Raw genomic sequence first — 25,712 nt, forward strand, 5'->3', positions numbered from 1 at the left:
GGCCGGGCGCCGGTCGCGACGCCCTAAGGCTTTCCCTGGTCAGCGATCGGTTTCGGAGCGGCCGCCACGGCGATGAGCGGCCAACGTGGCAGCCAACTCCGCCCGATCGAGCTTGCCCCGCGGCGTACGCGGCAGCCGGTCCACGACCAGAATCCGTACCGGCATACTCGGACTCGGCAAGGTCGCGCGCAGCCGCCGCCAGATCTCGTCGGCTTCCGGTGCGCCCGCGCCGAGCACGATCGCCGCCGCGGGCGCTTCCCCCATGCGCGCGTCGGGTACGCCGATGCAGGCGGCCTCGGCGACACCCGGTATCGCCGTGAGCGCCGCTTCGACGGCGGCGGGTTCCACGTTGAGGCCCGCCCGGATCAACATCTCGTTGTCCCGGCCGAACAGCCGCAGGCGGTTGCCGATCACCTCGCCCCGGTCGCGCACCGTCATCCAGCCGTCGACGGGACCGCCTGCCACGCCGTCCGCGGTGAGGTAGCCGTCGAAGAGCATGTCGCTGCGCACGTACACCAGGCCGTCGCGGACGCACGCCTCGACACCGGAGAACAGTTCGCCCGCCGACTTCTCGTCGGCACTGCCGAGCCCACGGTCGAAGGACACGAAACTCAGCTCGGACGCACCGTAGAAGTGCACGAGCGAGGCGTTCGGCAGGACCTCCCGCAGCGCTCGCCGTCCCGCGCGCGGCCACCGGGCCGCCGAGGACAACACCTCCCGGACGCCGCCGACCTGGCCGATTCCCGCCCGCACCACGTCCCACGCGATCGTCGGCACCGAATACAGCTGGGTCGCACCGTCGTTCAGTGCGTCGACCACCGGCCGCAGGTCCACCGTCGCGCCGCGAGTCAAGGCGTGCAACGCGCCGTAGAGGAAATGCGTGTGGTCCAGCACGCCGGGCACCGAGACCCGGTCTCCGGCGCCGATGTCGAAGGTGGCATCGGAGCGATCCAGCGTGGCGGCCCACGACCGCTGGTCGCGCACGAAGAGCTTCGGCTCACCGGTGGTGCCGGAGGTGATGCCCACCAGCAGTTCCGCGTCCGGTCGCGCTCCGGCCGCCGGAGCATCGGATGCCAAGGCGGCGGCGGTCCGTACGACGCCGTCGAATCCCAGCCGCCGCAGCCGCCGGTGCTGGTGCGGCGCCGCGACGACGGCTCCCGGCTCGGCCAGCGCGAGGATACGGCCGAACTGATCGGGCAGCAGATGGCGGTGCAGCAGGACGACGCTCACCCCGGCGTGCATGGCCGCGGTCACCGTCACCAGGGATTCGACATCGGACGTGGGCAGCACGGCCACCCGGCGCATGCCCTCGAGCCCGGCGGCGGTGCGCAGGACCTTCGACCAGAACCGCTCGTAGTCGACCGCCTCGCGTCCCGAGACCACGGCGCTCGCCGCGGGATTCGCCGCGGCCTGCCGAGCGATCCGCGCGGCGAGCAGTTCAGTCATCGTCCACTCCCCTGGCAGCGAGGGCATCGCCCATCGCGTCGGCCGTCCGCAGCGCGCGCACCAGCACCGGCGTGACCAGCGCCGTCATCGACCATTCCAGGCCGCGAGCGCGCCGGGCCTCGGCCACGTCGTGCACGATCCCCGCCAGCAGCGGGACACACCGGATGGCCAACGCCAGCAGCAGGCCGATCCGCTCGGGATCGACACCCACCCGCCGCAGCGGTCCGAGCCACCGGGTCACGGCGTCGAGCAGGTCGCTCACCCGGGTGGTGAGGGTGAACAGCGCCGCGAGCGCCACCGAGACCACCAGCAAGCCGCACACCACCGCGGCCCGCGCGGGCGAGGTGATCAGCACCTGGAAAACCGCGATGATCAACAGCATCCACACCAGCGGACGCAGTTGGGCCACAGCGACCCGCCACGGAATCCCGGCTACCGCGAACAATCCCGCCACTACCGCCCCGGCGGCCAGCACCTGCGGTGGAGTGCGCACGAACACCGTGGTCGCCACGATCGACGCCAGCAGCAGCACCAGCTTCACCCCGGCGGGTATCCGGTGCAGTGGCGAATCGCCCGGACGGTACAGGCCGATCATTCGACCGACGCCCGGTATGCCGCGAGGGCGTCGCCGGGCGTTCCGTCGAACACCACCGCCCCGTCGTCGATCACGATGACGCGTTCGAAGCTCTCCAGCAGCGACAGCTGATGCGTCACGACGATCACCTGCTGATCCACCGCGTCCAGCGCGTCGGCGACGACCCTGGCGTTGCGCAGGTCCAGCAGCGTGGTCGGCTCGTCGGCGACGATCACCTCCGGTCGCCGGATCAGGACCGCGCCGAGGGCGAGCAGCTGTTTCTGGCCGCCGGACAACAAGTGGGCGGGGTGCTCGGCGTGACCGGCGAGCCCGAACCGTTCCAGGATCTCCCGCACGCGCGCCGCGATCTCCCGCTTGCTCAGCCCGGTCCGCCGCAGTGAGAAGGCGAGATCCTCGGCGACCGTGGGCATGACGATCTGGGTGTCGGGATCGGTGAAGACGAACCCCACCTTCCGTCGCACCTGCGCGCCCTTGCGGGCCGCGTCGACACCGTCCACCGTGACCGTGCCGGAACTCGGGGTCAGCAGGCCGTTGATCATGCGCGCCAGCGTCGACTTGCCGGAACCGTTCGACCCGATGACGCCCACGCGGCGCTCGGTGATCCGCAGATCGATGTCGCGCAGCACCTTTCGCTCGCCGAAGCGGTGACTCACCGAGTCGAAGACGATCTCACTCACGACATTCGCTCCACCAGGACCGCGATCCCCTGCCCGCCGCCGATGGCGCAAGCCGCGAGACCGAGCGCCGGGCCGTCCGCACGCAGCATCTGACTCGCCAGGCGCACCAGCAGGACGGCCCCGGACGCTCCCCACGGGTGCCCCATCGCGATGGCGCCGCCCTGCGGGCAGATCGTGGACTCGTCCAGGCCCAGTTCGTCGGCGACCGCCAGGACCACTGACGCGAACGCTTCGGTGATCTCGACGACGCCGAGGTCCGCTACGCCGAAACCGGTGCGACGCAGCAGTTTTCGGATCGCGGGTACCGGACCGAGGCCCGGATACGCCGGGTCCGATCCGGCGACCGCGCAGCCGAGGATCCGCAGAGCGGGCAGCCCGGCGGCCATCGCCTCGGTGGTAACCGCCATGGCCGCCGCCCCGTCGGAGATGCCGCAGGAATTGCCCGCGGTGGCGGTGCCGTCGACGCCGAAGCTGGGACGCAGGCGCGCGAGCCGGGCCGCGGTCATCCCCGCCCGGATGCGTTCGTCCCGGTGCACGCCGCCGACCGGCACGATCTCCGCGGTGAAGTCGGCGGCCGCGGCGAGCGTGTGCGAGCGGGCCGCGTAGGCGTCCTGCCGCTCCCGGCTGATGCCGCGCGCTCGCGCGAGATCGTCGGCGGCCGCACCCATGTCCGGATCGGGAAAGCCCGGTGGCGCGAAGGGGGCGCGGGTGTATCGCACCGGCTCGGCGTCCGCCACGGGCGGCCAGAAGCGCCACGGGGCGGTGCTGGCCGATTCGACCCCGCCGGCCAGGAGAAGTTCGTCCGCGCCGCCGCGCACCCGCAACGCCGCCTGCATCACCGCGTCGAGGCCCGAACCGCACTGCCGATCGACGGTGACGCCCGGAACATGCACGCCCAGCCCAGCACGCAAGGCGGCGACCCGGGCGGGATCACCGCCGGGCCCGAGGCAGTTGCCGAGAACCACGTCGTCCACGTCGGCGTCGACGCCGGCGCCGCGCAGCGATGTCAGCACCTCGCGCAGCACGGGAGCGGCCAGGTCGGTGGTGGTCAGATCGGACAATCCGTGGCCCGCGTTGCCGATCGGCGTGCGGCGCGGCGCTACCAGGACGGGAACCGGGCTCATGCCAGCAAGTCTTTCAGTTCGCCCCTGGCCACCTTCCCGGCGGCGGTGCGCGGCAACGCGGGCAGCGGCACCCACCGGCGCGGCATCGCCTCCTTCGCCAGCACGCGGCGTGCTCGCGACCGCACCTCGTCGAGCCCGGCGCGTCCGTCCAACTGCACCGCGGCCGTGACGGTTTCCCCGAACACCGCGTGCGGCGAGCCGACCACCGCCACCGCGGCGATGCCGTCGAGCGCTTCGAGAACGCGCTCCACCTCTTCGGCGACCACCACGGTGCCGCCGACGTTGATCGCGCAGTCGCCCCGGCCCAGCACGGTCAACTCACGGTCGTCGCCCAGTTCGGCGAGGTCACCGACGCCGAACCAATCGGGCGCGCCGAGCACGCGGTAGGGCGATCGGACGTAGAGCAGGCCGTCGCGCACTTCGGCCTCGACCCCGTCGAGCAGCCGCATCGGCTCGGGAACACGGCGCGCCGCCACCAGCGAGACCTCCGAAGACCCGTAGTACTCGACGACCTGCACGCCGCCGGCCGCCGCCAGCGCACCGTCGTCGAGCGCGATGCCCGCGACGATGGCGGTGCGCAGGCGCGGGCAGGCAGCCACCACCTCACGCAGTACGGCGGGCACCGCGTGCACCACGGTGGCTCGCGACCGGTCGTCGGTGACGCACGCGCCGCGCCACAACGCGTGTAACGCACCGAACAGATGCATGGTCGCGTGCAACGGACCGGTGATCAGTACGCGGTCGGACGCCCCAACACCGGTGATCGCGGTGAACGCGGGGAAGCTGTCGTACCAGGAGGCTGCCGTGCGCGCCAGCGGCCGGGGACGGCCGGTCGAGCCGGACGTCGCCACCAGCAGGAACGCCGCAGACGGGATGCCGGTACGGTGCGGGCGCGCGGCGGGATTCTCGACGAAGACCGGGATGCCGCGCCGGGCCGCGGCGCAGACGCGGATCAGCGCGTCCGGAACCGGCAGGGCCGAGGCGTCGTAGAGGTTCTCGTCCGGGTTGTGGTCGATCCACCGCTCGATCGCACGGTCGAGTTCGCGGTAGGTGAAGCGGCGGCCACCGAAGTCGACGGCAGGCGCATCGGCCGCGCCGCCGAGTTCGGGACTAGGCACGGATCACACCGGGATAGGCGCGGTGCACTCCCTTGGCCACCACGGTCGCGACGACGACTTTGAGCAGGTCGCCGGGAATGAACGCGAAGTTGGTGGTGACGGCGGCCCGCACGCCGAGATCGGTGCGCAGCAGCAGGCCCACGGTGCCGAACAAATAGATGATCAGCAGACCGCCGACGGCGTTGATCAACAGACCGAGCGCAATCGGGTATTTCGGCAGGATGCGGGCGGTACCCAGCCCGATGAACAACGCCGCGGGGATCCAGCCGATCAGGTACCCGGCGCTGGGGCCGGCCAGCGCCGTCAGACCGGTACGGCCGCCGGACAGCAGCGGCAGGCCGATCATCGTGAGCGCCAGGAAAACCAGAACCGCCGCCGTTCCCTTGCGCGCCCCGAGCACCGCACCGGCCAGGATCACGCCGAGGGTCTGCACCGTGATCGGCACACCGCTGAACCCGACCGTGATGGCGCCCGGCAGGCCCAGCGCCGCGATCAGCGCCGCGAAGACGGCGATCTGCGCCATATCCCGCGCGGAAACACCGGCCCTCGGCTCCCGAGAGTTCTCGACACCTTCCACGACAACCCTCCGCCTAGAACTTGAACGACGTTCAAGGTAGCAAACCGAGTACGGCGGCGCGCACCGAGCTCGGTGTGATCTGTCCTCCGATCGTCGGACAGATTTTTCGTGCCCGCGCGGCCAGACTCATCCGATGACCGGGAAGCCGGGCCCGCAGCCACGAATCCGCCACGTCCGCACCGACACCCACCCGCAGGCAGCTCGAGATCCCCGACGTCGTCCTGCGGCGGCACATGCCGCGGCTCGAGGGGAGCGCTCCGGTCGGGTCGAGCACCGGACACTGGCCGCTGTACTGGCCCGCCCCGCCTACAATTTCCACGGCGAGCGCTACGCCCGCGTGGACCGAACCGGCTCGCTGGCGGCCACTTTGGTGCAGAACCACGACTTGTGGCTGGGAAATCCCGCACTCCGGGTCCATATCCGGGCCGACGGCCATCTCGTGGACTGCGTGCAAGGCCTCACCGGCGCGACCTTCGGCAACGGCCGGCAGGGTGTGACGTTGTCGGACACCGACGAACTGGTCGTCGAATTCGTGGAACCCACGCGCCGACTTTCCGCCCGCAGGACCGGCTCGGGGTGGGCCATCACCCAGTACCCGCAATAACATATCCGGCGCCGATCGGCAGTCGGGCGAACGAACGGCATCCGGCCGAATGAATTTTCCGGACACGCGGGCGACACGCCATTTCCGAGGCAGGCCGTCCAGGCGATCGACGACGCGGCCGCAACCGACTCGGTACTGTTTTCTCGTATTCCACGAATCGAATTCTGAACGGGAGCGCGATCATGTCCGAAACTCTGCTCGGTGATATCGAATCCGACCGCGTCACATTGAATCTCCTGTTCGACTCGGCGGAATTCTGCTGCGCACCCGGCGAAGAGCCCGCGCACACGGTGTGGATCGGCGCACCCACCGTTCAGGACAATCGCACATGCGCGCAGTGCGTCGGGGAATGCAAGGTGTTCTGATGTCCGACGGCCGGTTCAAGATCGCCGAGGAGGTGTTCGTCATCGATGTCGGCGACGGCCACCTGCTCTACGCACCGTTCGAGGGCGTCATCAGCCGCCTCGCACCGCAGACGGCCGCCGAGCTCCGCTCGGGGCAGAGTTCGGCGAGCCGCGACACCTTGCGGTACCTGCACGGGCTCGGGCTCATCGTGCCCGCCGACACGCCGAGTCCCGCCCCCGTGGGCACGTGGGACGAATCGTTCGCGCCGACCGGGGTGGTCTACATGGTCACCGCCGCCTGCAATCTCCGCTGCACCTATTGCTACGCCGACGCCGGTGATCATCCGGTCGACCTGTACAACCGCCGGATGGCGCTGGACGCGGCGAAATTCGTGATCGACAACGCGGCGGCGCGCGGCGCGGGCACCGCCTATCTCGACTTCCACGGCGGCGGCGAACCGACGCTCGACTTCGACCTGATCCGCACGGTGGTCGACTGGGGCCGGGAGTACGCGCGCAACGAAGCGGGCGATCTGCGCGTCGACGCGAGCATGGTCACCAACGGGCTGATCAGTGACGCCAAGGCGCAGTGGATCGCCGACAACATGGACAGCGTGCAGGTGTCCCACGACGGTCCGGCGGCGATCCATGATCTCCAGCGTCCGACGGTGCGCGGCGGCACGTCGTATTCCCGGGTGCGCGAGGTCATCGAGTTGTTCACCGGGCGCGTCCCGGATCTGATGATCAAGTCCACGATCAGCCGAGCCGCCGTCGGCAAGATGCCGGAGATCGCCCGCTACCTCTGCTCGACATTCGACCTGCCACGTTTCCATCTGGGACCGGTGCTCGGCACCGGCCGTGGCCGCTCGGCGGTCTTCGGCGAACCCGAAGCGCGGGAATTCGTACGCGGCTATTACGCGGCCCAGGAGATCGCCGACGAGTACGGCAGGACGATCGTGGTGTCGGGCGCGCTGGCCACCTTTCCCCATGTCCGGAGAACGTTCTGCGGCGTCACCGATCCGAATTTCGCACTGACCTCCGACGGCCATATTTCGAGTTGCTACGAAATAATGTACGACGACGACAAACGCGCGCCGCACGCCTACTACGGACGGTACAACCGAGAAACGCGGACGTTCGACGTGGACGGCAACCGCATAGCGAAGCTGCGTTTGCACGATGTCAACAAGATTCCGAAGTGCAGGAATTGCTTCGCGAAGTGGCAGTGCGCGGGCGACTGCCAGACACGCTGGTACAACTCACAGAACGGCGAGCTGGAAAACGGACCGGACGTGCGCTGCGAGATCAATCGAACGCTGATCCGGGATCGCTTGCTCTCGATCGTCAGTGTCACCTGAACACCCCGCGGAGTTCCTCGACGACGCCGACGCCCACTACCCGTTCATCGCCGCGGTCGGCGAACTCCTCGGCTATGTGCGCGACCACGCGGCCCTGCTGACCCGCATTCGCACCCGGCTGGGCGACTCGGGTACCTGCGTCTTCACCTGGGTGGACGCGCATCGACTCGCGCGGCGTGGGCTGCCCGCCCAGGTCTGTGCCGACGGGACGGCGATCTGCACCGAACGCGACGAACCGCCGCTACGGATCCGCGGGTGGTCGCAGGCTCACATGCACGCGTTACTCGGCACGGCGGGCCTCGGACCTGGTCGAGGAATCGCCCCGGAGGCGGTGAGTCCTCGACGCGGCTGGACGGTCACGCCGTCGAGAACTAGCGATGGGTCCAATCCGGCTGGGTGAAGTGGGCGACTCTGGCCGCATCAGGGTCCGTGCCGAGCAGGACCACTTCGCGGAATTGCCACAGCAGCGCGCCGGTGGGTGCGTGAACGGTCATCTTCGGGCCGAGCCGCATCTGCAACAGGCCCGCTTCGCCCGCCGGCGCGGTGTCGTCGCGCAGTTCCGCTTGCCGTACCGCGTCCTCGGCCCGGACCCAGCGCGGGGTGTCCTCGGCGGCCACCCGGGCCAGATCCACCAGATGCACCGAGTAGACCTCATCCGGATTCGGGCGTAACCGGGTCGCGTCGTTCAGCGCCAGAACGAGGGGCGTGATCGTGAAACCGGAGGCCGCCGGGAAGTCGTCGAGTGCGCCGAGCAGATCACTCGGCCGCGCGTCCAGGCCGAGTTCCTCGCGCAGTTCGCGCAAGGCGGCTTGTTCGGTGGTCTCACCTTCGTCCAGCCGGCCGCCGGGCAGGCCCCATTGTCCGGCGTTGCGGCCACGGTAGGCCCGCTTGATGACGATCACCGACAGCGGCCCGCCGGGCTCCTCGACCACGCACAGCACCACCGCCGCGCGGCGCACACCGGGCGGGTCGGCGACCTCGATGCGTGGGAATGCGGCCAAGCGGGAATGCGCGAGCACACGGAATTCGTCGATGCTCCTCGGTAGCGGCGCTGTCGGGGTCGGCTCCATGGCTTCGATCTTGCCCTTCCCCATCGACGAGCGCGACAAAGGAAGTCGTTGACAGCAACTGCCTCACCTGTCACCGTATCGGGAACCTCGGGGCCGGGACCGCGCCCCGGGCGTTCGCGATCGGAGCGTGCTTGATGGGATTTCTCGAGCCCGACCTGCCGGTGGTCGATATGGCGGAATGGAGCAAGGGCACGCGCGCCGAGCGCATCCGTCCCATGGCCCGGCACTGGGCCGAGGTCGGCTTCGGGACTCCGGCGGTGCTGCACCTGTTCTACGTCGGCAAGATCTGCCTCTACGTGCTCGGTGGCTGGTCGATCGCGCTGACCACCAACGGTATCGACGGGTTCACCGACGTCGGCGCCTGGTGGTCGGAGCCGATCGTGTTCCAGAAGGTCGTGCTGTACACGCTGCTGTTCGAAGTGGTCGGCCTCGGGTGCGGGTTCGGCCCGCTGAACAACCGGTACTTCCCGCCCTTCGGTTCGATCCTGTATTGGTTGCGCCCCAATACGATTCGGCTGCCACCGTGGCCGGGGCGGATACCACTCACCAAGGGCGACAACCGCACGCCGGTGGACGTCGCGCTGTACGCGGCGCTGCTGGCGACGACAGCGGTCGCGTTGCTGTCCGACGGGACCGGACCGATACCGGAGCTGGACACCACCGTCGGTTTGCTGCCGCACTGGCAGGTGGCGGTGATCCTCGGGCTGCTGGCGGTACTCGGGCTGCGGGACAAAGTGATCTTCCTGGCCGCCCGGGGCGAGGTGTATGCCACCCTCACGGTCGTCTTCCTTCTCCCCGGAGCCGATTCGATCGTCGCCGCGAAGGTCGTCTTCGTCGTGATCTGGATGGGCGCGGCCACCTCGAAACTCAACAAGCACTTCCCTTTCGTGGTGTCCACGATGATGTCCAACAGTCCGGTGTTCCGGCCGAAGCCGCTCAAGCGCGCATTCTTCGAACGCTTCCCGGACGATCTGCGGCCGGGACGGTTGTCCCGGGTCTTCGCCCACGGCGGCACGGTCGTCGAGATGTGCGTTCCGCTGGTGCTGTTCTTCTCCCACGGCGGTTGGCCGACGACGATCGCGGCGATCGCGATGGTGTGTTTCCACCTGGCGATCCTCACCGCCATTCCCATGGGCGTCCCGCTGGAGTGGAACGTCTTCATGATCTTCGGCGTCGCCACGTTGTTCGTCGCCCACGCCGATCTCGGTCCGAGCAGTGTGCGCAACCCCGTGCCCGTGGCGGTGCTCTTCGTCGTGATCGCAGGCATCGTGATCGCCGGGAATCTGTTCCCGCGCAAGATCTCCTTCTTACCGGGCATGCGTTACTACGCCGGGAACTGGGACACCACCATGTGGTGCGTCAAACCCTCGGCCGCCACGAAGATCGGCACCGGCGTCGTCGCGATAGCCGGCATGCCGCAGGCTCAGCTGGAGCGGTTCTACGGCAAGGATCGCGCGCAGGTCCCGATGTACCTCGGGTACGCCTTCCGGGCCATGAACACCCACGGCCGCGCGTTGTTCACGCTCGTCCACCGCGCCATGCCACCCGGCCACGAAGACGAGTACACCATCACCGACGGCGAACGCATCTGCAGCACCGCCGTCGGCTGGAACTTCGGCGACGGCCACATGCACAACGAACAACTCATCGCCGCGATGCACCGCCGCTGCCACTTCGAACCCGGCGAAGTCCGCGTCGTCCTCCTCGACGCCCAGCCGATCCACCGGCAGACCCAGCGATACCGCCTCGTCGACGCGGCCACGGGCGAGTTCGAACGCGGCGAAGTGCGCGTCGCCGACATGGTGACCCGCCAGCCCTGGGCCGACGACGTCCCGGTGCGGGTGCACTACACCGCGAGCGCGCTGGAACCGTGATTCGATGTGACACGACTCAGGCGTCCACAGGTGCCACGCCGTCGGCGTCGGACGGTTCCGGTTGTTTGGGGGCAGGCGGCACCCATCCGCGCAACGGCTGCACTACCGATCCGTAGAAGGCGTCGGTCGCCGCTGTCACGCTGGCGATGAACGTCGCAGCGGTACCTGACCCGGACCGCCTGTTGCCCATAGGAAAAGACTTCTCCAGCGAGAAGGACACGATTTCACCCGCACGCCCGTCGGTCAGCACCTTCGGATTACCCCGCACTGTGTCGAGGTGCTCGCATGCTTCGTTGCCACGCACCGAGAACACCGCTTCGACCTGCACGTCACCTGGAGCTTCCTGGAGTTGCCTGAGCAACCACGACAACCGACGATTAGCGGTTCCCTCGCTCGGAGCGTCGAGCGTGGTACGGCAGCGAATCCTATTGGTGCGCAAATCCGCTATTACCATCAGATCACCGGCTGTGTCGGGAATCCGCAAGACAGCCTCGAACGTCCCCTCGCCCGCCAATCGCTCCGCGACGGCCACATTGCGTGCTGCCGGATCGGCCCGGTGCCGACGAGGCAAGATGTGCTTCACCTCGACCCCGAGTTCCGCGGTCAGTCGCAGTGCGAGATGCCTCGACAGCGACATCCAAGCGTCAGCGACAGTGAGAACCTTCTGGTCGCCGGCTCGAAGCGTACCGGCCGCCACCGCGTCACGGACCGCAACCCAGTGTCGGCCCATGTCGACGAACTCGTGGGCACCGGACCGGGGATGGCCGAGATAGCGCAGGAACTCGCTCAAGATCCAGTTCTGCAGGTCATCCTCGATCCCGCCGTGCGACAGAAGCATTCGCGCTTCGTGCATCACCTCCGCCCACGACAGGTGCCGCAGCGCCACCTTTGCGAGCTTGCGACGATCGACCTGCACGGGAAGCTCGCCAGGCCCGGCAGGCACGTCGTTCGACAAGCTGACCACCACGTCGTACTTGTTCTTGCGTGCTACTTCGAGGTAGCTCTCGAGCTGTTCTCGCCTCAGCTTGCCGTTGCCGGTTTTCACCTCCAGCAATCCGGTCCAGACCCGCCCTCCACGAACGACTTTGAGCACCGCGTCCGGAATAACGGTCGACTCTCCCCGTTGGTATCGCACCTCGACGTACCCCTCGAAGGCACCCGCCGGGGCACCAATTCGTGCACACAGCGACCGCGCGAACGGACGCACGGCCTGCATCGTCGCGATCAGCGCCGACGTGGCACGCCGTTCCTGCTCCTCTCCGACCCCGACCCCGGAGACCGAGAACAACGGAGCCGGTTGCCATGCCTCGTGTTCGGCGAGCTTGAACTCCATCGGCCTAGCTCTTTTCGCAACCCGTTTCGCAGTGCGCACCCCCTTGGTCCGCGTTGCTTGAGTATCCGCTCGGGCGGGACGTCCGGGCTTCCCCTGCGGCGCGCCGGCACCGGACGGGCCCCCGTCCGCCGGGAAGGCCGGCTGTGGTTCTTGCACCGATGCGTCCGATACGTCATCGAGTGGACCGTCGGCCCGATCCTGTTCCGCATCGTCGTCCACTTCGACACCGAAGTCCATCGCCAGCCCGGCCAGACCGGATTCCCAGCCTTGGCCCACCGCCCGGACCTTCCACTCACCACCACGGCGGTACACCTCGCCGAACACGAACGCCGACTCACTCGTGGCATCGGCGGTGACGTACTCGGCGAGAGATTGTCCTGCGCCGTCCACGACCCGGAACGCGAGTTTGCCGAGCTGTCCGAAGGTGCCCGTACCGATGCTGCCCGCGAGCGCCACTGTGTAAACGGTGTCCGGAACCGTCGACAAGTCGATCGCGATCCTGGCCTGCGCCCCCTCCTCGGTCGCGCTCGTTCCCAAGAAGCGCACCGATCCGTCGGGCGATTCCGGCTGATTATAGAAAACGAAATCGCCGTCGGAGCCGACCTTTCCGTCCGCACGCAGCAACAGCGCCGACGCGTCGACTTCGATCTCCGCCTCGGTCCACCCGATCACGACATCAACGCGGACCACATCGTCCGGCAGTGACACGTTCTGCCCTTTGGCCAGAATCGACGACATCAAAGCTTCACCCTTCCACGATCCAAAACGCGCGGTAGCAGCAAACCCACATTCAGCCGGTTCAGATCCCGGCCGCCAAGTCACACGCAACACGGCTGCGACGCACTGCTATTCGAGTGGAACGATTCCGCTGTTACAGCCGGAAGGAAACTCAGTGTCGACCGCGACTTCGACCACCGCATCAGCCACTGTTCTGCCTCTTCCCTGCTCGGAGAGGAGCCACTTGGGCCCGACGGTCGGCGGATCTAAAAGAATCCATGCCAAGATGCGCATATAACCATGACCACATCCTGCTGGACGCCTCTTTGCTGAACGGATCGCTATCGGCGACAGATCGTTGGCCTACTACAACTCGTCCGCCGAGCTTCCATCCCCCAGGCGATCACCGAACGCCGACCTGGTCGCAGCATCGTCGACGCGGTTCCTTACCCAAGCCAGAAATGCTCGGATGTCATTGGTGGACAGCGGAAGTGCATCCGAACGCGGGTACTGGATGCTGCGCAGCGCTGTTTCGATGAGAGGGGCGAATTCTTCCTCGGATGTCGCGATCATTTGCGCGGCCTCGCGTTTGGCCGACCAGCGACCCGTGCGACAGAACGCTGCCGCTCGACAGCCGTTCAGCACGCGGTTGTCGCCCAGATGCCCCGCTCCCCCCGCATGTTCGCGAACCGAGGCCAAGAGTGCCGCGTGGACGTCGCGCCGCGACGGTGGCGCGATGGCCTGCCGCACGGGCGTCCCGTGCAGCAAACGCCCGGTCTGGTGCGCGATGGAACGATCGATGACGTACCAGAAGGCCGAGGAGTCGGCCGGATCGAAGCTGACGCGGTTCGGCAACATCGGACCGGTATTGAGATCCATGAGATAGCCGGCCGCGGCGGACGGTTCGGCCACGAAATTCGCACTGTAGACCACTAATTCCAATCCGGCCGCTGGGCACGGCAGTGCGGGGTGCTCGAGCGAATCGGCCAGTTCGCGCAATGCCTGCGCGGGAAGCGAGGGGGCGACGACGACTACCACGTCGACGTCGCTGCGCCCGTGCCGATAGTCCCCGAGCGCGACCGATCCGACAGCGAAGACACTCACCAGATGACATCCGCAGACGGCGCGGGCGCGACGCACGAGAGCTTCGAGGTAGGGGCGCAACTCAGCCGGAAGGAGGTGGGAATCCACCAGGGCGTGGGTCATGCGGGCCAGTATCCGCCAAAGTCGCGTGTGCGGTTCCCGTCCCCCCGGCTCAGCGCGGCAGCCCCAGTCCGTCGGCCAACACGGGCCACGAATTCTTCAGCGCTTCCTGCCAATACCCCCACGAATGGGTTCCGGTGGGCTGGAAGTCGTAGGTGGCGGGGATGCCGAGGGAGTCGAGGCGGTCGCGCATGTTGTGCGTGCACCAGTTCACCGCGGCCTCGATCACACCGCCCAGGACCAGTTGGTTGAGGTAACCGCGTGGCCCTGGCTGGGCGTAGGCGCCGTTGTAGACGTCGTACATGCCAGGCACTCCGGTTCCCGTGGACAGGAACAGCCGTATGCCGCGCAGTTGGTCGGCGTGTAGGTACGGGTCGTTGGCCGCCCACATCGGGTCGTCGGGTGGGCCGTACATGTTCTCGGTGTCGCCGCCGCCCCAGCTCTCCACGGCGAGTTTCACGAACTCGCGGCCGATCGGGTCGCTGATCTGCGCGCAACCGCTGTAGGCCGCAACCGCCTGATACAGACCGGGTTTCGCGATCGGCAGCTGGAGCACCGAGGTCCCGGAGGTGGACAAGCCCGCGACGGCATTCACCCCGGTGGTGCCGAACTCGGCATCGATCAGCGGTGGCAACTCTTCGGTGAGGAAGGTCTTCCACTTGTACACACCGAGTTTCGGGTCCGGCGCACGCCAATCGGTGTAATAGCTCCAACGCCCGCCCACCGGCTGCACGACGTTCACGTCTTTCTCGGCGAGAAAGCGCAGCACGTCGGTGTTCTTCTGCCAGGTCGCGCTGTCCTGACCACCGCCGCCACCGTTCAACAGATACAACGTCGGCCGCGGCACCGAACGGTCCGCCGGGCGCAGCACCTTCACCATGATCTCCTGCCCCATCGCCGCGGAATGCACCCGCACCTGCACCGTCCGATCGTCCTCCGGCCAGGAGCCGGTGATCGACGCGGCATCGGCGCTCGCGGGCGGCGATGCCGCGACCACTCCCGAGGTCACGGCGAACACCGCCATGAGCACGATGAGCGCGTGCCCCGAACAGCGACGGACTATTTCGATTCTCATCCGCACGCTGCCCGAATCGGCGACAGGCGTGGCCGGGAGACCTGCGTCGACGTCGGAACTTCGTTTCATCGTTCGTCTTTCTCCGAGACCGGACCGTGGCGTTCGTCCACCGGCGCCGTCGCAGCTGCTCGACGGGCGCGGAGACTTCGTCAACGCTAGAACTCGACAGGGCGATGCACTTCCCTCGTCCGATGGGTCTGGACACCTCACGAAGAGGTCAGGTCTCCGTAGGGACGCGATACATTCGTCGCGGATTCATGAGTTCCTCTGTCCCACTCGAACGCGGGCGCACGACCATGACCTACATCGCGGTGGCCGTCGCAGGCAATGCCCAGGACCGCCGTATCTACCGGGAGGCCCGTCAACAGCGCGCACGCCGAGGTGCGGTCGTCGTCACGAAGCCCGTTGCCCTACAACGGGTTCGACCCCATTTGCAACTATGGGTGGCGGCCTGTATGAGCGCGGCCTTCGAAGACACCCGCCGGGTTGCGCTGTGGCCGCACTCACGACGATCCCGACGCCGTTCACCGAGCCGCGGCCATGTTCGCGACACAGCTGCGCGGTAGGTCACACCCGCACTCGGTCGGTGAAGGCGAGCGCGCCGCCGAAGCCGGTCAGCGCGACCCCGGCGAAGCTGTCGACGGCGATCTGTGCTCGTCTGCGTCGCAGGACAGCGTGAAGGCGCGTTGCGGTGCCGACGAATAGCATCCACCAAGCGAAACCGATGGCTATGTCGAGTACACCGAGTAGCAGGACTTGTGGTGTTACCGGGTTCGCCGGGACGAGGAACTGCGGCAGCACCGCGACGAAGAACAGCGCCGCTTTGGGATTCAATACGTTCGCGGTGAACGCCTGGGCGAAGACCTGTCGCCCCGCTACGGATGCCGGTGGCGACACACTGGAGGCCCGCGCGACGTCCCAGTGACGCCAGCCGCGGTACCCATCGCGCAATGCGCGCACGCCCAGGACGACGAGATATACCCCGCCAGCCAGTTTCACCACTGTGAACGCCTCGGCGCTGGTCGCCAATATCGCCGACAGCCCGGCCGCGGCAGCCGCCATATGCACGATCAAGCCGCATTGAACGCCCACCGCCGCGCAGATGCCCGCGGCCCGCGAGCGCGAGGCATGTCGCAAGACCAGAAGCCAATCCGGACCAGGAATCACATAGGCCAGCAGCACCGCACCCACGAAACCCCACACAAGACCAACATCCATCCCAAGTCTCCCCGGCTCCTCGACAGCAACCTCCCCGGGCAGCCTAGGAGAAACGACCTCGTCACGCAGCGGTCGAGCCCGGCGACGTCAGGCAGGATCCGCCGCGACAAGGGACAACGTCCGCCGGATCGAGGGCAAAGGTCGCACAGTGCGTTGCAGGTATCTGCAACGGTCCCGCGAAAACCGTTGGGAACTGGAAGGATCAGCGCAATGATTCTCGTGACAGGAGCGACCGGCAATGTCGGCGCTGAGGTTGTGCAAGCCCTGGCCGCAGCGGGCGAGCCGGTGCGCGCGCTGGTGCGCGATCCGCGGCGTGCGGTCGTACCCCCGGAAGCGGAAGCCGTGGCGGGCGACCTCACGTCTCCAGAGACCCTCAGTTTCGACGGGGTACGTGCGTTGTTCCTGCTGCCCGGTTATCCAGCGGTCGCGCAGGCGGCCGCGAAGGCGGGCGTCGAACACATCGTGCAACTGTCGGGTGTTTCCGCGGGCACCGGCGACACATCCAATGCCGTCACCCGCTATATGATGGCCTCCGAGCAGGAAGTCACCGAATACGCTGCGGCATGGACCATTCTGCGCCCCTGCGCCTTCGCCTCCAACGCCCTGCGCTGGCTCCCCCAACTGCGCGAAGGAGACGTGATTCGCGCTCCGTTCCCCGAGGTGCGCACGGCCGCTCTGGATCCGCAGGACATCGGCGCGGTAGCCGCCACCGTACTGCGGGACAACAGTCATCACGGCGAAATCCTCTGGCCTACGGGGCCGGAGCCGCTCACACCCGCCGAGCAGGTCGCCATCCTGGCCGAGGCCATCGGCCGCGATCTCATCTGTCAGGGCCTCGGCGACGACGAGGCCCGCGCCGACATGCTCCGCACCACCCCCGTCGAGTACGTGGACGCCTTCTTCGACTTCTACGTGAACGGAGCCATCGACGAATCCATTGTCCGACCGACGGTAGAAGAGGTCATCGGCCGCGCGCCACGGACGTTCGGTCAGTGGGCCACGGCCCACGCGGACGCCTTCCGGTGATCATCCGCGCAGGATCACCCCCGAGCGAAGGTACTGGGAGGGGCGTGCCGCGACCGGGCGCGACGGCTCCGTGCCGCATTCGCCCCGTGGCGGATCAGTCGAGGTTCAGCAGCATTCCGGTTTCCGGGTCGTACCAACGGCACGCTTCGGCTGGCAGGTACAGATCGGAGGGGTCGCCCTCGGCGGCACGAAAGCTCGGCGGCGCTTGGACTTTCACGGTCTGACCGCCGACGCGGGTGGTGAGCAGGGTCGAGGAGCCGAGTGGCTCCAGCACTTCGAGTTCACCGCGCACGGTCGCGTCCGCGGGGCCTTCGCGCACCACGATGGCCTCGGGGCGGATACCGAGCCGGAGGGTGCCACCCTCGAACGACGACAGCGCCGCGGGCACGGCGAGCGATTGCCCGCCCAGGTCGATGCGCGGTCCGTCCTGCGCCGCGGAGACCACGCCGGTGAGGAAGTTCATCGGCGGGCTGCCGAGGAAACCGCCGACGAATTCCGTCGCCGGGTCGTCGTAGACCTCGGTCGGTGGGCCGCACTGGACGATCGATCCGTCCCGCATCACGGCGACACGGTTGCCCAGCGACAGCGCCTCGACCTGGTCGTGGGTGACGTAGACGGTCGTGGTGCCGAGTTCCGCGACGAGTCGTTTCAGCTCGGCCCGGAACGACAGCCGCAGCAGCGCGTCCAGGTTGGACAGCGGCTCGTCCATGAGCAGCACGTCGGCGTCCATCACGATGGCCCGCGCCACCGCGACACGCTGGCGCTGCCCGCCGGACAGCCGCGCCGGGTAGCGGTCCAGGTACGGGGTGAGTTGCAGCAGATCGGCGGCCCAGGCGACTTTGCGCCGGATCTCCTCGGCCGGCACACCGTGCACGCGCAGGCCGAAGCCGATATTGTCGGCGACCTTCTTGTTGGGGAAGACCGCGTAGGACTGGAAGACCATCGACAGGTTGCGCCGCCGAGGTTCGAGGTAGGTGACGTCCTTGCCGCCGATCACGATCTGCCCCGAGTCCGGCAGCTCCAACCCGGCGATCATGCGCAGCAAGGTCGTCTTGCCGCAGCCGGAAGGCCCCAACAGCACCATGAACTCGCCGTCGGCGATCTCCAGCGAGACCTCGTCGGTAGCACGCGCCGTGCCGCCGGGATAGGTCTTCACCAGATCCCGGACAATCACCTCGGCCATCAGCGAACCCCTGTCATCTGAGCGTCGTCCCCCACATGTTCACCAGGTAGCGCCGCATCACGAAGATGAACACCAGCGCCGGGATGATCAGCGCGAAGCCACCGGCGAAGCGGTACGCGGTCGACGCCTCACCCAGCGCCGTGAGCACCTGCGCGGGCAGCGTGCGGTGCCCGAGCGTCACGATCGTCGCGCCGAGGATCTCGTTCCACGACAGGACGAATGTGAAGATCGATGACGCGGCCAGACCCGGCAGCGCGAGCGGCACCACGACCCGGCGCGCGGCCTGCCATCGAGTGCACCCGAAGACCCGGGCCGCCTCCTCCAGATCCGGCGGCACCGCGACGAAGATGCTCGCCGTGATGAGCACGGTGGTCGGCAATGCGAGCGTGGTGTGCACCAATGTCACGGCGAACACCGTGTCGTACACATCGATCCGCAGGAATACCGTGGCCAGCGGCACCGAGAGCACCACGATCGGCAGCGCTCGCACGAAGAGAATGAAGACCTGGTAGGTGTCTTTGCCGCGAAAAGCATGGCGGGCCAGCGCGTATCCCGTGGGCGCGCCGATCACCAGCGACCAGAACACCGTGTACAGGCCGACGAGCACCGAGTTGCCCAGTGCGGCAACGGTCCCGGTGGCGCGGAAGAACGACACCAGGGTGTCGGTGGAGAATTCCTTCGGGATGAGTGGCTTCGGGAACTCGTTGAGCGCCGCGCGGGAGGACAACGCGGCGAGTCCGATGAGCACGATCGGCAGCGCCATGAACAGACTTACAGCAGTGCAGGCCGCCTGCACCCCCACCGCGCGCAGGCGGCGCCTGCGCAGGGGTGCGCGGTCGATGGGTGGCAGCACGCGCCGCGACGGCGCCTCGGCCGAGTTCATCGCGCTCCTCGCCTCCTGCACGTGCGCCCGCGGCCCTCCGCCGCACGATCGCGACTCATCGGGCCTGCTCCGGCTGCCGGACCGCACGCAGGTAGAACACCGCGGTGGCGAGCGAGATCGCCAGCACGATCAGCGAGACAGCGCTGGCGACCGCGGGATTCTGCAGATTCGCGTACCACTCGTAGGTCTCGCCGACCAGCAGCGGAAAGTCCCGGCCGGTCAATGCCTGCGCCACGGCGAAAGCCTGCAGCGCGAGGATGGTCCGCAAGATCAGCGCCACTTGCAAGCTCGGGCCGAGCAGCGGCAGCGTCACATGCCGCAGCCGCTGCCAGAGGTTCGCTCCGAACACCTGCGCGGCCTCGTCGTAGTCGCGCGGGATCATCTGCACGCCCGCCACCACGATGACGAATACCAGTGACGTCGCGCGCCAGATCTCGGCGACCACCACGGCGAGCAGCATGGTGCCCGCGTTCCGGTAGCTGAGCCACTGCACGCCGTCGTCGGAGAGCCCGATGCCGACCAGCAGCGAGTTCAGGTAGCCGCGGTTGTCGAAGATGGACAGCCATACCAGGCCCGCCGCCAGTTCGGAGATCGCCAGCGGCAGGCACCACAGGTAGAAGTGGCCGCCGGCGAATCGCGGCCTGGCCTGCATGAGCAGCGCCATGGCGACGGCGAGCACCAGTTGGACCGGCACGACGATCGCGATCAGCAGGAGGGTGTTGCGCAGCGCGGGGAGGACGTAGGGATCGTCGAACAGCCGGTCCCAGTTGGCGAGGGTGAATCCGTCGCCGCCACGGAACGCCTCGAGCACGGCCTGCACGAGCGGCCAGCCGAACAGGGCCGACATCAGGACGATCGACGGCAGCAGCAGGATCCACGGGGAGCGTAGACGCGACATCATGGCTCATCCCACCCGGCAGAGCTCTGCGGCCGGGTCGGGCGCCCAGCACGGCACTTTCAGCTCGTCGAGGATGCCTTGCAGCACCCGGGCCTGCTGATCCAGCGTGGAGCGGATATCCGCCCCGTCGAGCACGATCGAACGGAAGCTGTCTTTGAAGACCTTGCTCACCTCGCCTTCACGCTGGCCCAGACCCACCGGCGGCAACGAGAGAATGGCGCCGGGCGCCTCCTGCTGCTTGCGCACCGCGTCGGCCTCGAGCTGGACGGCCGGTGGCAGGTCGGCGGGGATCGCCGTGTCGACCGCAGGGAAGAAGCCGTTGGAACGAAGCAGTCGCAGTTGGGTTTCCGGGCGGGTGAGCGTGCTGATCGTCCGCTGCGCGAGTTCGGGATCCGTACTGCCCTTGGGGATCGCGAGCCCGGCGATCACGGCCATGTAGCCGAGTCCGTGTGCGCCCCGTGGCGCCGGAAGCATCCGCCAGTCGCGCGGGTCGCGCTCGGGCGCGTGGACCAGGCGCACGACGTGGTCCCACGCCATCCGCGCCTCGCCGCTGTCGAGCGGCTCCTGCATGAAGTCGAAATTCGTGCTCGACTGGACGCAGTTGGCCCACAACTCACGCAAGTACTGCCACGCCGTCACGGCCTCGTTCGAGCGGAACGTGGTGATCTGGCCGCCGGTGAACGAGGGCAGCAGGAAGCCCTGGACGAACCGGTGCAGCAGGCCCTTGGGGCCCGCGGGCAGGCCGAGCACGGGGCGATTGCCATTGGCGCGGCGCGCGGCGACGGCCCAGTCGAGGAACTGGTCATAGGTCAGCGACGCGGCATCGACTCCTGGCGGCAGGTGTTCGAGCGCGTCCGCGTGCGCGGCGAGGACGTAACTCGCCGTGGCCCATGGGATGTACCACGTGCGGTCGGTGCCGACCTTCGCGAGTTGCAGGTATTCCGCCGACCAGCCGCGGGCGCCGAAGTCGGCGAGCAAACCGGTGAGGTCGTCCAGGTAGCCGTCCGCGAGCGGAGCGAGGTCGCCGTGCAGACCGCCGAGCAGACCGATCTTGGTCGCGCCCGCGTCGACCTGGCTGCGCACCTGGCTCGCGAACGGGCTCTCCTCGATGGTCACGTAGCCGACGCCGGGCGCGGCGGCGGCCAGCAGGGTACGGAAACGCTCGGCCTCGTCGGCGGGACGGAACTGGGTGGACAGGAAGATCATGCCGCCGTTGCCGCTGGTCGCGAATCCGGTACAGGCCGCGGCGGACAGGGCCGCCGCACCGGAGCCCACCGCGCGCAGGAAGGATCTGCGCGTCGAACCGGATACCGGCATGCATGGCTCCTGCTAGGGCACAACGTGTTTCAAGCTTTTGTCAGGTTGGTTAACATAAGTGCGCTGAGAGATATTGTCAATATGCCCGCGACACCATCCAGCCCCACTTCGCCAGGACATGTGCTCGCCCTGCTGCGCGCCACCGGGCCGCTGACCCGGCTCGAGCTGCAGGAACTCGCGGGGTTGTCGCGGGTGACGCTGACCGAGCGGCTGGAGGCGCTGCGCGGTCTCGGGCTCGTCCGCCACGCGGGGCACAAGGAATCGAGCGGAGGACGACGCGCCGAAATGCTCGAGGTCGATGACACCGGAAGCACCGCGCTCGTCGCCGATCTCGGACAGAGCCATGCCACGCTGGCCGTGGTCGACCTGCGCGGGACGGTGTTCGCGAGAGAGGACCGGCGGCTCCCCCTGCGGCACAGCCCGGCACAGGTCGTGCCGATGCTGCTCGACACGGGACGGAAGCTGTTGCGGCGGACCGGGCGAGCGGAGAGCTTGTGCGCGATCGGCCTGTCGGTGCCGGGCCAGATCGACCACGACAGCGGAGTGACCGTCGCGCCGCCGACCATGCCGGACTGGAACGGCGCGGCGCTGCGCGAACCGTTCGCCGACGCGCTCGGTGTCCCGGTGCTGCTGGAGAACGACGCGAATGCTCTGGCATTCGGCGACTTCCGCGCGCTGGACCGACCCGCCGCGACCCTCGTCGGCGTGAAGGTGGGGACCGGAATCGGTGCGGGCGTGGTGATCTCCGGACGAGTGCACCGTGGCGTGAGCGGCTCGGCGGGCGAGATCGGGCACCTGCGGATCGAGGGCAGTCGACAGCTCTGCAGCTGCGGCCGCCGTGGGTGTGTGGCGGCGGGCGCGGGCGGGCAGGCGCTGGCCCGGGACCTGGGCGTCCGCACGACGGCCGACGTGGTCCGGCTGGTCGGCGACGGCAGCCCCGAGGCGATTCGCTCGACCGAGCGGGCCGGGCGCCTGGTCGGGACCGTGCTCGCGACGATGGTATCGATCGTGAATCCGGCCCATGTCCGCGTCGGCGGGGCGATCGGGGTGCTGCCGCCGTTTCTCGAGGGGGTGCGGCGCGGCGTCGAGTCGAACGCACACCCGAGCGCGTTGCGCGATCTCGACATCGGCCCCTCGCGGCTGAGTGAGAACGGCGCGTTCGTGGGGCTGGCGGGTCTGGTCGCGGACGAGATGTTGTCCCCGGCGACCGTGGACGCGATGGTCGCCGCGCGACAGGAGGTCTGATCTGTTGCGGGCCTTCCCGGCGTACGTATGTGCTCGGCACGGCCGGTAGCGAAGCCGTGCCCGGCGCTTGGTTCGGGGTGTTGGCGAAGGCGGTCGATGCAGAGGTTGCCGGGCTGTCGCCCCCGAAACACCCGGTTGTCCGTATCGGGCCGTACATCGCAGATGGCATGCCACGCCAGCCATTGCGGAGGTGGGTAGCTACCGTTAGGTTCATCCCATGAGTTCCGCCTTTCCGCATTTGCTGTCGCCGATCGAGCTGGGGAGGGTGAAACTCCGCAATCGAGTTGTCATGGGCTCCATGCACACCGGGCTGGAAGATCGGGCCTGGCACATCGACCGGCTGGCCGCGTTCTTCGCCGAACGCGCACGCGGCGGCGTAGGGCTGATCGTCACCGGCGGCTACTCCCCCAGCCGCGACGGATGGCTGTGGCCGTTCGCGTGCGCGATGCTCGACGAGACCGACGCCGAGCGGCACCGCGTGATCACCGACGCCGTTCACGAAGCGGGGGGCAAGATCGCGCTGCAGATCCTGCACGGTGGGCGCGATTCGAACATCCCCACCAATCTGGCGCCCTCGGCGGTGGCGTCGCCGCTCACCGCGTTCGAACCGCGGGCGTTCACCGAGCAGGAGATCGAGACCACGATCGCCGATCACGTGCGCTGCGCGCGGTTGGCGCGGCTGGCCGGATACGACGGCGTCGAGATCATGGGCGGCGAAGGCTTTCTGATCAACCAGTTCCTCGCGCCGCGCACCAACACCCGGACCGATCGCTGGGGCGGATCGGCGGCGAACCGGCGGCGGTTCCCGGTCGAGGTCGCCGCTCGGACCAGGGCCGCCGTCGGCGACGACCTGCTCATCATGTTCCGGATGTCGCTGGCCGAGTTCGTCGAGGACGGGCAGACCTACGCCGAGATCATCGACCTGGCGAAGGAACTCGAAGCCGCCGGAGTCGACGTCATCAACACCGATATCGGCTGGCACGAGTCGCGGGTGCCGACGATCGTCACCTCGGTGCCACGGGCCGCGTTCGTCGGATACACCGCGGCGCTCAAGGAACATGTCTCGATTCCGGTGTGCGCGTCGAACCGGATCAACATGCCCGAGGTCGCCGAGCAGATCCTGGAGCGCGGCGAGGCGGACCTCATCTCGCTGGCGCGCCCGCTGCTGGCGGATCCGGAATGGGTGAACAAGGCCGCCGGATCGCGGGTGGACGAGATCAACACCTGCATCGCCTGCAACCAGGCCTGCCTGGACCACACCTTCACCCGGCAGACCGTGTCCTGCCTGGTGAATCCCCGCGCGTGCCACGAGACGCTGCTGCAACTGCTGCCCACCAGGCGGGCCAAGCGCGTCGCCGTCGTCGGCGCCGGTCCCGCCGGGTTGTCGGCCGCGATCGGCCTGGCCGAGCGCGGGCACCAGGTGGAACTGTTCGAAGCCGAGGACCGGATCGGCGGACAATTCGACCTCGCCCGCCGCATCCCCGGCAAGGAGGAGTTCGACGAGACGATCCGGTATTACCGGCGCAAACTCGAACTCACCGGCGTCACCGTGCATCTGAATGCCCTGGCCACCGCCGAACAACTCGCCGCGGGTGGCTGGGACGAGGTGGTGCTGGCCACGGGCGTACGCCCTCGAATTCCCGCGATCCCGGGCATCGATCACCCCATGGTGCTGTCCTATCCGGAACTGATCCGCCAGGAGAAGCCCGTAGGCAACCGGGTGGCCGTCATCGGTGCGGGCGGAATCGGTTTCGACGTCGGCGAGTTCCTGACCGCGGTCCACCAAGTTCCGCTCGCGCTCGACGAATGGCGCGACGAGTGGGGTGTCACCGACGACATCCACGCTCGCGGCCAGTTGCGTACCCCTCGGCCTGCCAGGGCGATCCGGGAAGTGACCTTGCTGCAACGCAAGTCGGGGCCGTTCGGACTGACCTTGGGTAAGACGACCGGCTGGATCCACCGCGCCGCGCTCGACGCGCGCGGGGTCCAGCAGATCGGCGGGGTCAACTACGAACGGATCGACGATCGCGGACTGCATATCAGCTTCGGTCCGCAGCGGCAGGCGCCGCGAGTGATCGAAGTGGACAACGTGGTGGTGTGCGCGGGCCAGGAATCGGTCCGCGACCTGCACGGCCAGCTCGAATCGCGTGGCGTGCGGGTGCATCTCATCGGCGGCGCCGACGAAGCGAAGGAGCTCGACGCCAAGCGCGCCATCCAGCAGGGCACCCAGCTCGCGGCCGAACTGTGATTCCGACGGCCCGGGGACCTGGTCCCCGGGCCGTCGGAATTCACCCGTTGCCGCCGCCCATCCGGACGAACGTGGCGGTCGCGGTCGCGTAGACCTTCCCCGCGGCATCGACGAGACGGCTCTCGGCGGTGGCCGTCGTCCGGCCGACGTGCACCGCCTCCGCGACCGCCTCCAACGCCCCCTGGGTGTGCGAAACCCCGCGCACCAGATTGGACGTCATGCTCACCGTCGTGAGCATGGACTTGTCCTGCACCGACAGTTGCACCGCACCCCACATCGCGACGTCGAGCACCGTGCCGACCACGCCGCCACCGACCACACCGAGGAAGTTCACGTGCCGCTCGTCCGGCGTGAGGCGCAGCGTCATCCGCCCCGGCGCGGCGTCGACGACCTCGATGTTGAGTAGTTTGGCCAGTGGCGGCAGCGGCAGTTCGCCGGTACGGATGCGCTCGACGAGTTCGTCCCTGGTGAGCTGGATCATGCCCAGCACGGCGATGCCGGGGTCGTCCCACTCCAGGTGCAGCGAGCGCACGCCATCGGTCACTTCGATCGCCGACACGTCGTCGGGTGTCATGGTCT

Annotated in this window: 25 protein-coding genes; 9 read left to right on the forward strand and 16 right to left on the reverse strand. The window is 68.3% G+C overall.

Features of this window, described 5'->3' with window-relative positions:
- Positions 1–39 precede the first annotated feature (39 nt).
- From ACWEH3_RS10825 to ACWEH3_RS10850, 6 genes are read right to left on the reverse strand one after another with little or no spacing between them, the layout of a single operon-like run.
- Positions 40–1,446 carry an AMP-binding protein gene (locus tag ACWEH3_RS10825; RefSeq protein ID WP_450018546.1) on the reverse strand — a complete coding sequence of 469 codons (1,407 nt, stop codon included), beginning with the start codon at positions 1,444–1,446 and terminating at the stop codon, positions 40–42.
- Positions 1,439–2,041 (reverse strand): energy-coupling factor transporter transmembrane component T family protein, encoded by a 603-nt coding sequence (locus tag ACWEH3_RS10830; RefSeq protein ID WP_450018544.1) that lies wholly within the window; start codon positions 2,039–2,041, stop codon positions 1,439–1,441. Before ACWEH3_RS10830 ends, ACWEH3_RS10825 begins: the two co-directional genes overlap by 8 nt.
- Positions 2,038–2,718 (reverse strand): energy-coupling factor ABC transporter ATP-binding protein, encoded by a 681-nt coding sequence (locus ACWEH3_RS10835; protein WP_450018542.1) that lies wholly within the window; start codon positions 2,716–2,718, stop codon positions 2,038–2,040. Before ACWEH3_RS10835 ends, ACWEH3_RS10830 begins: the two co-directional genes overlap by 4 nt.
- Positions 2,715–3,842, reverse strand: coding sequence for a thiolase family protein (locus ACWEH3_RS10840; RefSeq protein WP_450018540.1), 1,128 nt, complete (start codon positions 3,840–3,842; stop codon positions 2,715–2,717). Before ACWEH3_RS10840 ends, ACWEH3_RS10835 begins: the two co-directional genes overlap by 4 nt.
- Positions 3,839–4,960 carry a class I adenylate-forming enzyme family protein gene (locus ACWEH3_RS10845; protein ID WP_450018538.1) on the reverse strand — a complete coding sequence of 374 codons (1,122 nt, stop codon included), beginning with the start codon at positions 4,958–4,960 and terminating at the stop codon, positions 3,839–3,841. Before ACWEH3_RS10845 ends, ACWEH3_RS10840 begins: the two co-directional genes overlap by 4 nt.
- Positions 4,953–5,537 (reverse strand): biotin transporter BioY, encoded by a 585-nt coding sequence (locus ACWEH3_RS10850; protein ID WP_450018536.1) that lies wholly within the window; start codon positions 5,535–5,537, stop codon positions 4,953–4,955. Before ACWEH3_RS10850 ends, ACWEH3_RS10845 begins: the two co-directional genes overlap by 8 nt.
- Positions 5,538–5,670: 133 nt before the next feature.
- Here ACWEH3_RS10850 and ACWEH3_RS10855 point away from each other — a divergent pair, with 133 nt between their 5' ends.
- The 4 genes from ACWEH3_RS10855 to ACWEH3_RS10870 all read left to right on the forward strand — a co-directional run bounded on the left by ACWEH3_RS10855 (position 5,671) and on the right by ACWEH3_RS10870 (position 8,243).
- Positions 5,671–6,141 (forward strand): hypothetical protein, encoded by a 471-nt coding sequence (locus tag ACWEH3_RS10855; RefSeq protein WP_450018534.1) that lies wholly within the window; start codon positions 5,671–5,673, stop codon positions 6,139–6,141.
- Positions 6,142–6,323: 182 nt separating this feature from the next.
- Positions 6,324–6,506, forward strand: a complete 183-nt coding sequence (locus ACWEH3_RS10860; RefSeq protein ID WP_450018532.1) for a hypothetical protein — start codon at positions 6,324–6,326, stop codon at positions 6,504–6,506.
- The gene (locus tag ACWEH3_RS10865) at positions 6,506–7,843 is read left to right on the forward strand and encodes a radical SAM protein (RefSeq protein WP_450018530.1); all 1,338 of its coding nucleotides are present in this window, start codon (positions 6,506–6,508) and stop codon (positions 7,841–7,843) included. Before ACWEH3_RS10860 ends, ACWEH3_RS10865 begins: the two co-directional genes overlap by 1 nt.
- On the forward strand, positions 7,833–8,243 hold the full coding sequence (locus ACWEH3_RS10870) for a hypothetical protein (protein WP_450018528.1): 411 nt from the start codon (positions 7,833–7,835) through the stop codon (positions 8,241–8,243). Before ACWEH3_RS10865 ends, ACWEH3_RS10870 begins: the two co-directional genes overlap by 11 nt.
- On the opposite strand, the gene ACWEH3_RS10875 is transcribed toward ACWEH3_RS10870, so the two are convergent.
- Positions 8,215–8,913, reverse strand: coding sequence for an NUDIX hydrolase (locus ACWEH3_RS10875; protein ID WP_450018526.1), 699 nt, complete (start codon positions 8,911–8,913; stop codon positions 8,215–8,217). The genes ACWEH3_RS10870 and ACWEH3_RS10875 overlap by 29 nt on opposite strands.
- Before the next feature lie 134 nt (positions 8,914–9,047).
- Here ACWEH3_RS10875 and ACWEH3_RS10880 point away from each other — a divergent pair, with 134 nt between their 5' ends.
- Positions 9,048–10,787: a DUF3556 domain-containing protein gene (locus ACWEH3_RS10880; RefSeq protein WP_450018524.1), complete on the forward strand. Its 1,740-nt coding sequence runs from the start codon at positions 9,048–9,050 to the stop codon at positions 10,785–10,787.
- Between the two features lie 16 nt (positions 10,788–10,803).
- Here ACWEH3_RS10880 and ACWEH3_RS10885 read toward each other — a convergent pair whose 3' ends face one another.
- From ACWEH3_RS10885 to ACWEH3_RS10895, 3 genes are all read right to left on the reverse strand, one after another.
- Positions 10,804–12,861 carry a TerD family protein gene (locus ACWEH3_RS10885; protein WP_452358304.1) on the reverse strand — a complete coding sequence of 686 codons (2,058 nt, stop codon included), beginning with the start codon at positions 12,859–12,861 and terminating at the stop codon, positions 10,804–10,806.
- 342 nt (positions 12,862–13,203) lie between these two features.
- Positions 13,204–14,043, reverse strand: a complete 840-nt coding sequence (locus ACWEH3_RS10890; protein ID WP_450018522.1) for an aminoglycoside adenylyltransferase domain-containing protein — start codon at positions 14,041–14,043, stop codon at positions 13,204–13,206.
- Between the two features lie 49 nt (positions 14,044–14,092).
- Positions 14,093–15,115: an alpha/beta hydrolase gene (locus ACWEH3_RS10895; protein WP_450018520.1), complete on the reverse strand. Its 1,023-nt coding sequence runs from the start codon at positions 15,113–15,115 to the stop codon at positions 14,093–14,095.
- A 296-nt stretch (positions 15,116–15,411) separates the two neighbouring features.
- On the opposite strand from ACWEH3_RS10895, the gene ACWEH3_RS10900 reads away from it, so the two are divergent.
- Complete coding sequence (locus ACWEH3_RS10900; protein WP_452358305.1) at positions 15,412–15,681, forward strand: hypothetical protein; 270 nt, start codon at positions 15,412–15,414, stop codon at positions 15,679–15,681.
- 1 nt (position 15,682) lies between these two features.
- Here ACWEH3_RS10900 and ACWEH3_RS10905 read toward each other — a convergent pair whose 3' ends face one another.
- The gene (locus ACWEH3_RS10905) at positions 15,683–16,306 is read right to left on the reverse strand and encodes a LysE family translocator (protein WP_452358306.1); all 624 of its coding nucleotides are present in this window, start codon (positions 16,304–16,306) and stop codon (positions 15,683–15,685) included.
- A gap of 237 nt (positions 16,307–16,543) precedes the next feature.
- Between ACWEH3_RS10905 and ACWEH3_RS10910 the strand changes: the two genes are divergently transcribed.
- Positions 16,544–17,359, forward strand: a complete 816-nt coding sequence (locus ACWEH3_RS10910) for an NAD(P)H-binding protein (RefSeq protein WP_450018516.1) — start codon at positions 16,544–16,546, stop codon at positions 17,357–17,359.
- Between the two features lie 94 nt (positions 17,360–17,453).
- Here the strand turns inward: ACWEH3_RS10910 and ACWEH3_RS10915 are convergent, their stop codons facing one another.
- The 4 genes from ACWEH3_RS10915 to ACWEH3_RS10930 are packed head-to-tail and all read right to left on the reverse strand — an operon-like array spanning position 17,454 to position 21,640.
- The gene (locus ACWEH3_RS10915) at positions 17,454–18,542 is read right to left on the reverse strand and encodes an ABC transporter ATP-binding protein (protein WP_450018514.1); all 1,089 of its coding nucleotides are present in this window, start codon (positions 18,540–18,542) and stop codon (positions 17,454–17,456) included.
- A 13-nt stretch (positions 18,543–18,555) separates the two neighbouring features.
- Positions 18,556–19,425: a carbohydrate ABC transporter permease gene (locus tag ACWEH3_RS10920; protein WP_450018512.1), complete on the reverse strand. Its 870-nt coding sequence runs from the start codon at positions 19,423–19,425 to the stop codon at positions 18,556–18,558.
- Between the two features lie 55 nt (positions 19,426–19,480).
- Positions 19,481–20,326 (reverse strand): carbohydrate ABC transporter permease, encoded by an 846-nt coding sequence (locus ACWEH3_RS10925; protein WP_450018510.1) that lies wholly within the window; start codon positions 20,324–20,326, stop codon positions 19,481–19,483.
- A 3-nt stretch (positions 20,327–20,329) separates the two neighbouring features.
- Complete coding sequence (locus ACWEH3_RS10930) at positions 20,330–21,640, reverse strand: extracellular solute-binding protein (RefSeq protein ID WP_450018508.1); 1,311 nt, start codon at positions 21,638–21,640, stop codon at positions 20,330–20,332.
- Between the two features lie 81 nt (positions 21,641–21,721).
- On the opposite strand from ACWEH3_RS10930, the gene ACWEH3_RS10935 reads away from it, so the two are divergent.
- Both ACWEH3_RS10935 and ACWEH3_RS10940 read left to right on the forward strand, forming a co-directional pair.
- Entirely contained in the window at positions 21,722–22,885 is a 1,164-nt protein-coding gene (locus ACWEH3_RS10935) for an ROK family protein (RefSeq protein ID WP_450018506.1), read from the forward strand.
- A gap of 217 nt (positions 22,886–23,102) precedes the next feature.
- Positions 23,103–25,133, forward strand: a complete 2,031-nt coding sequence (locus ACWEH3_RS10940; protein ID WP_450018504.1) for an FAD-dependent oxidoreductase — start codon at positions 23,103–23,105, stop codon at positions 25,131–25,133.
- Between the two features lie 40 nt (positions 25,134–25,173).
- On the opposite strand, the gene ACWEH3_RS10945 is transcribed toward ACWEH3_RS10940, so the two are convergent.
- Positions 25,174–25,707 carry a PaaI family thioesterase gene (locus tag ACWEH3_RS10945; RefSeq protein WP_450018502.1) on the reverse strand — a complete coding sequence of 178 codons (534 nt, stop codon included), beginning with the start codon at positions 25,705–25,707 and terminating at the stop codon, positions 25,174–25,176.
- Positions 25,708–25,712 lie beyond the last annotated feature (5 nt).

It is taken from the genome of Nocardia sp. NPDC004718 (assembly GCF_053601535.1).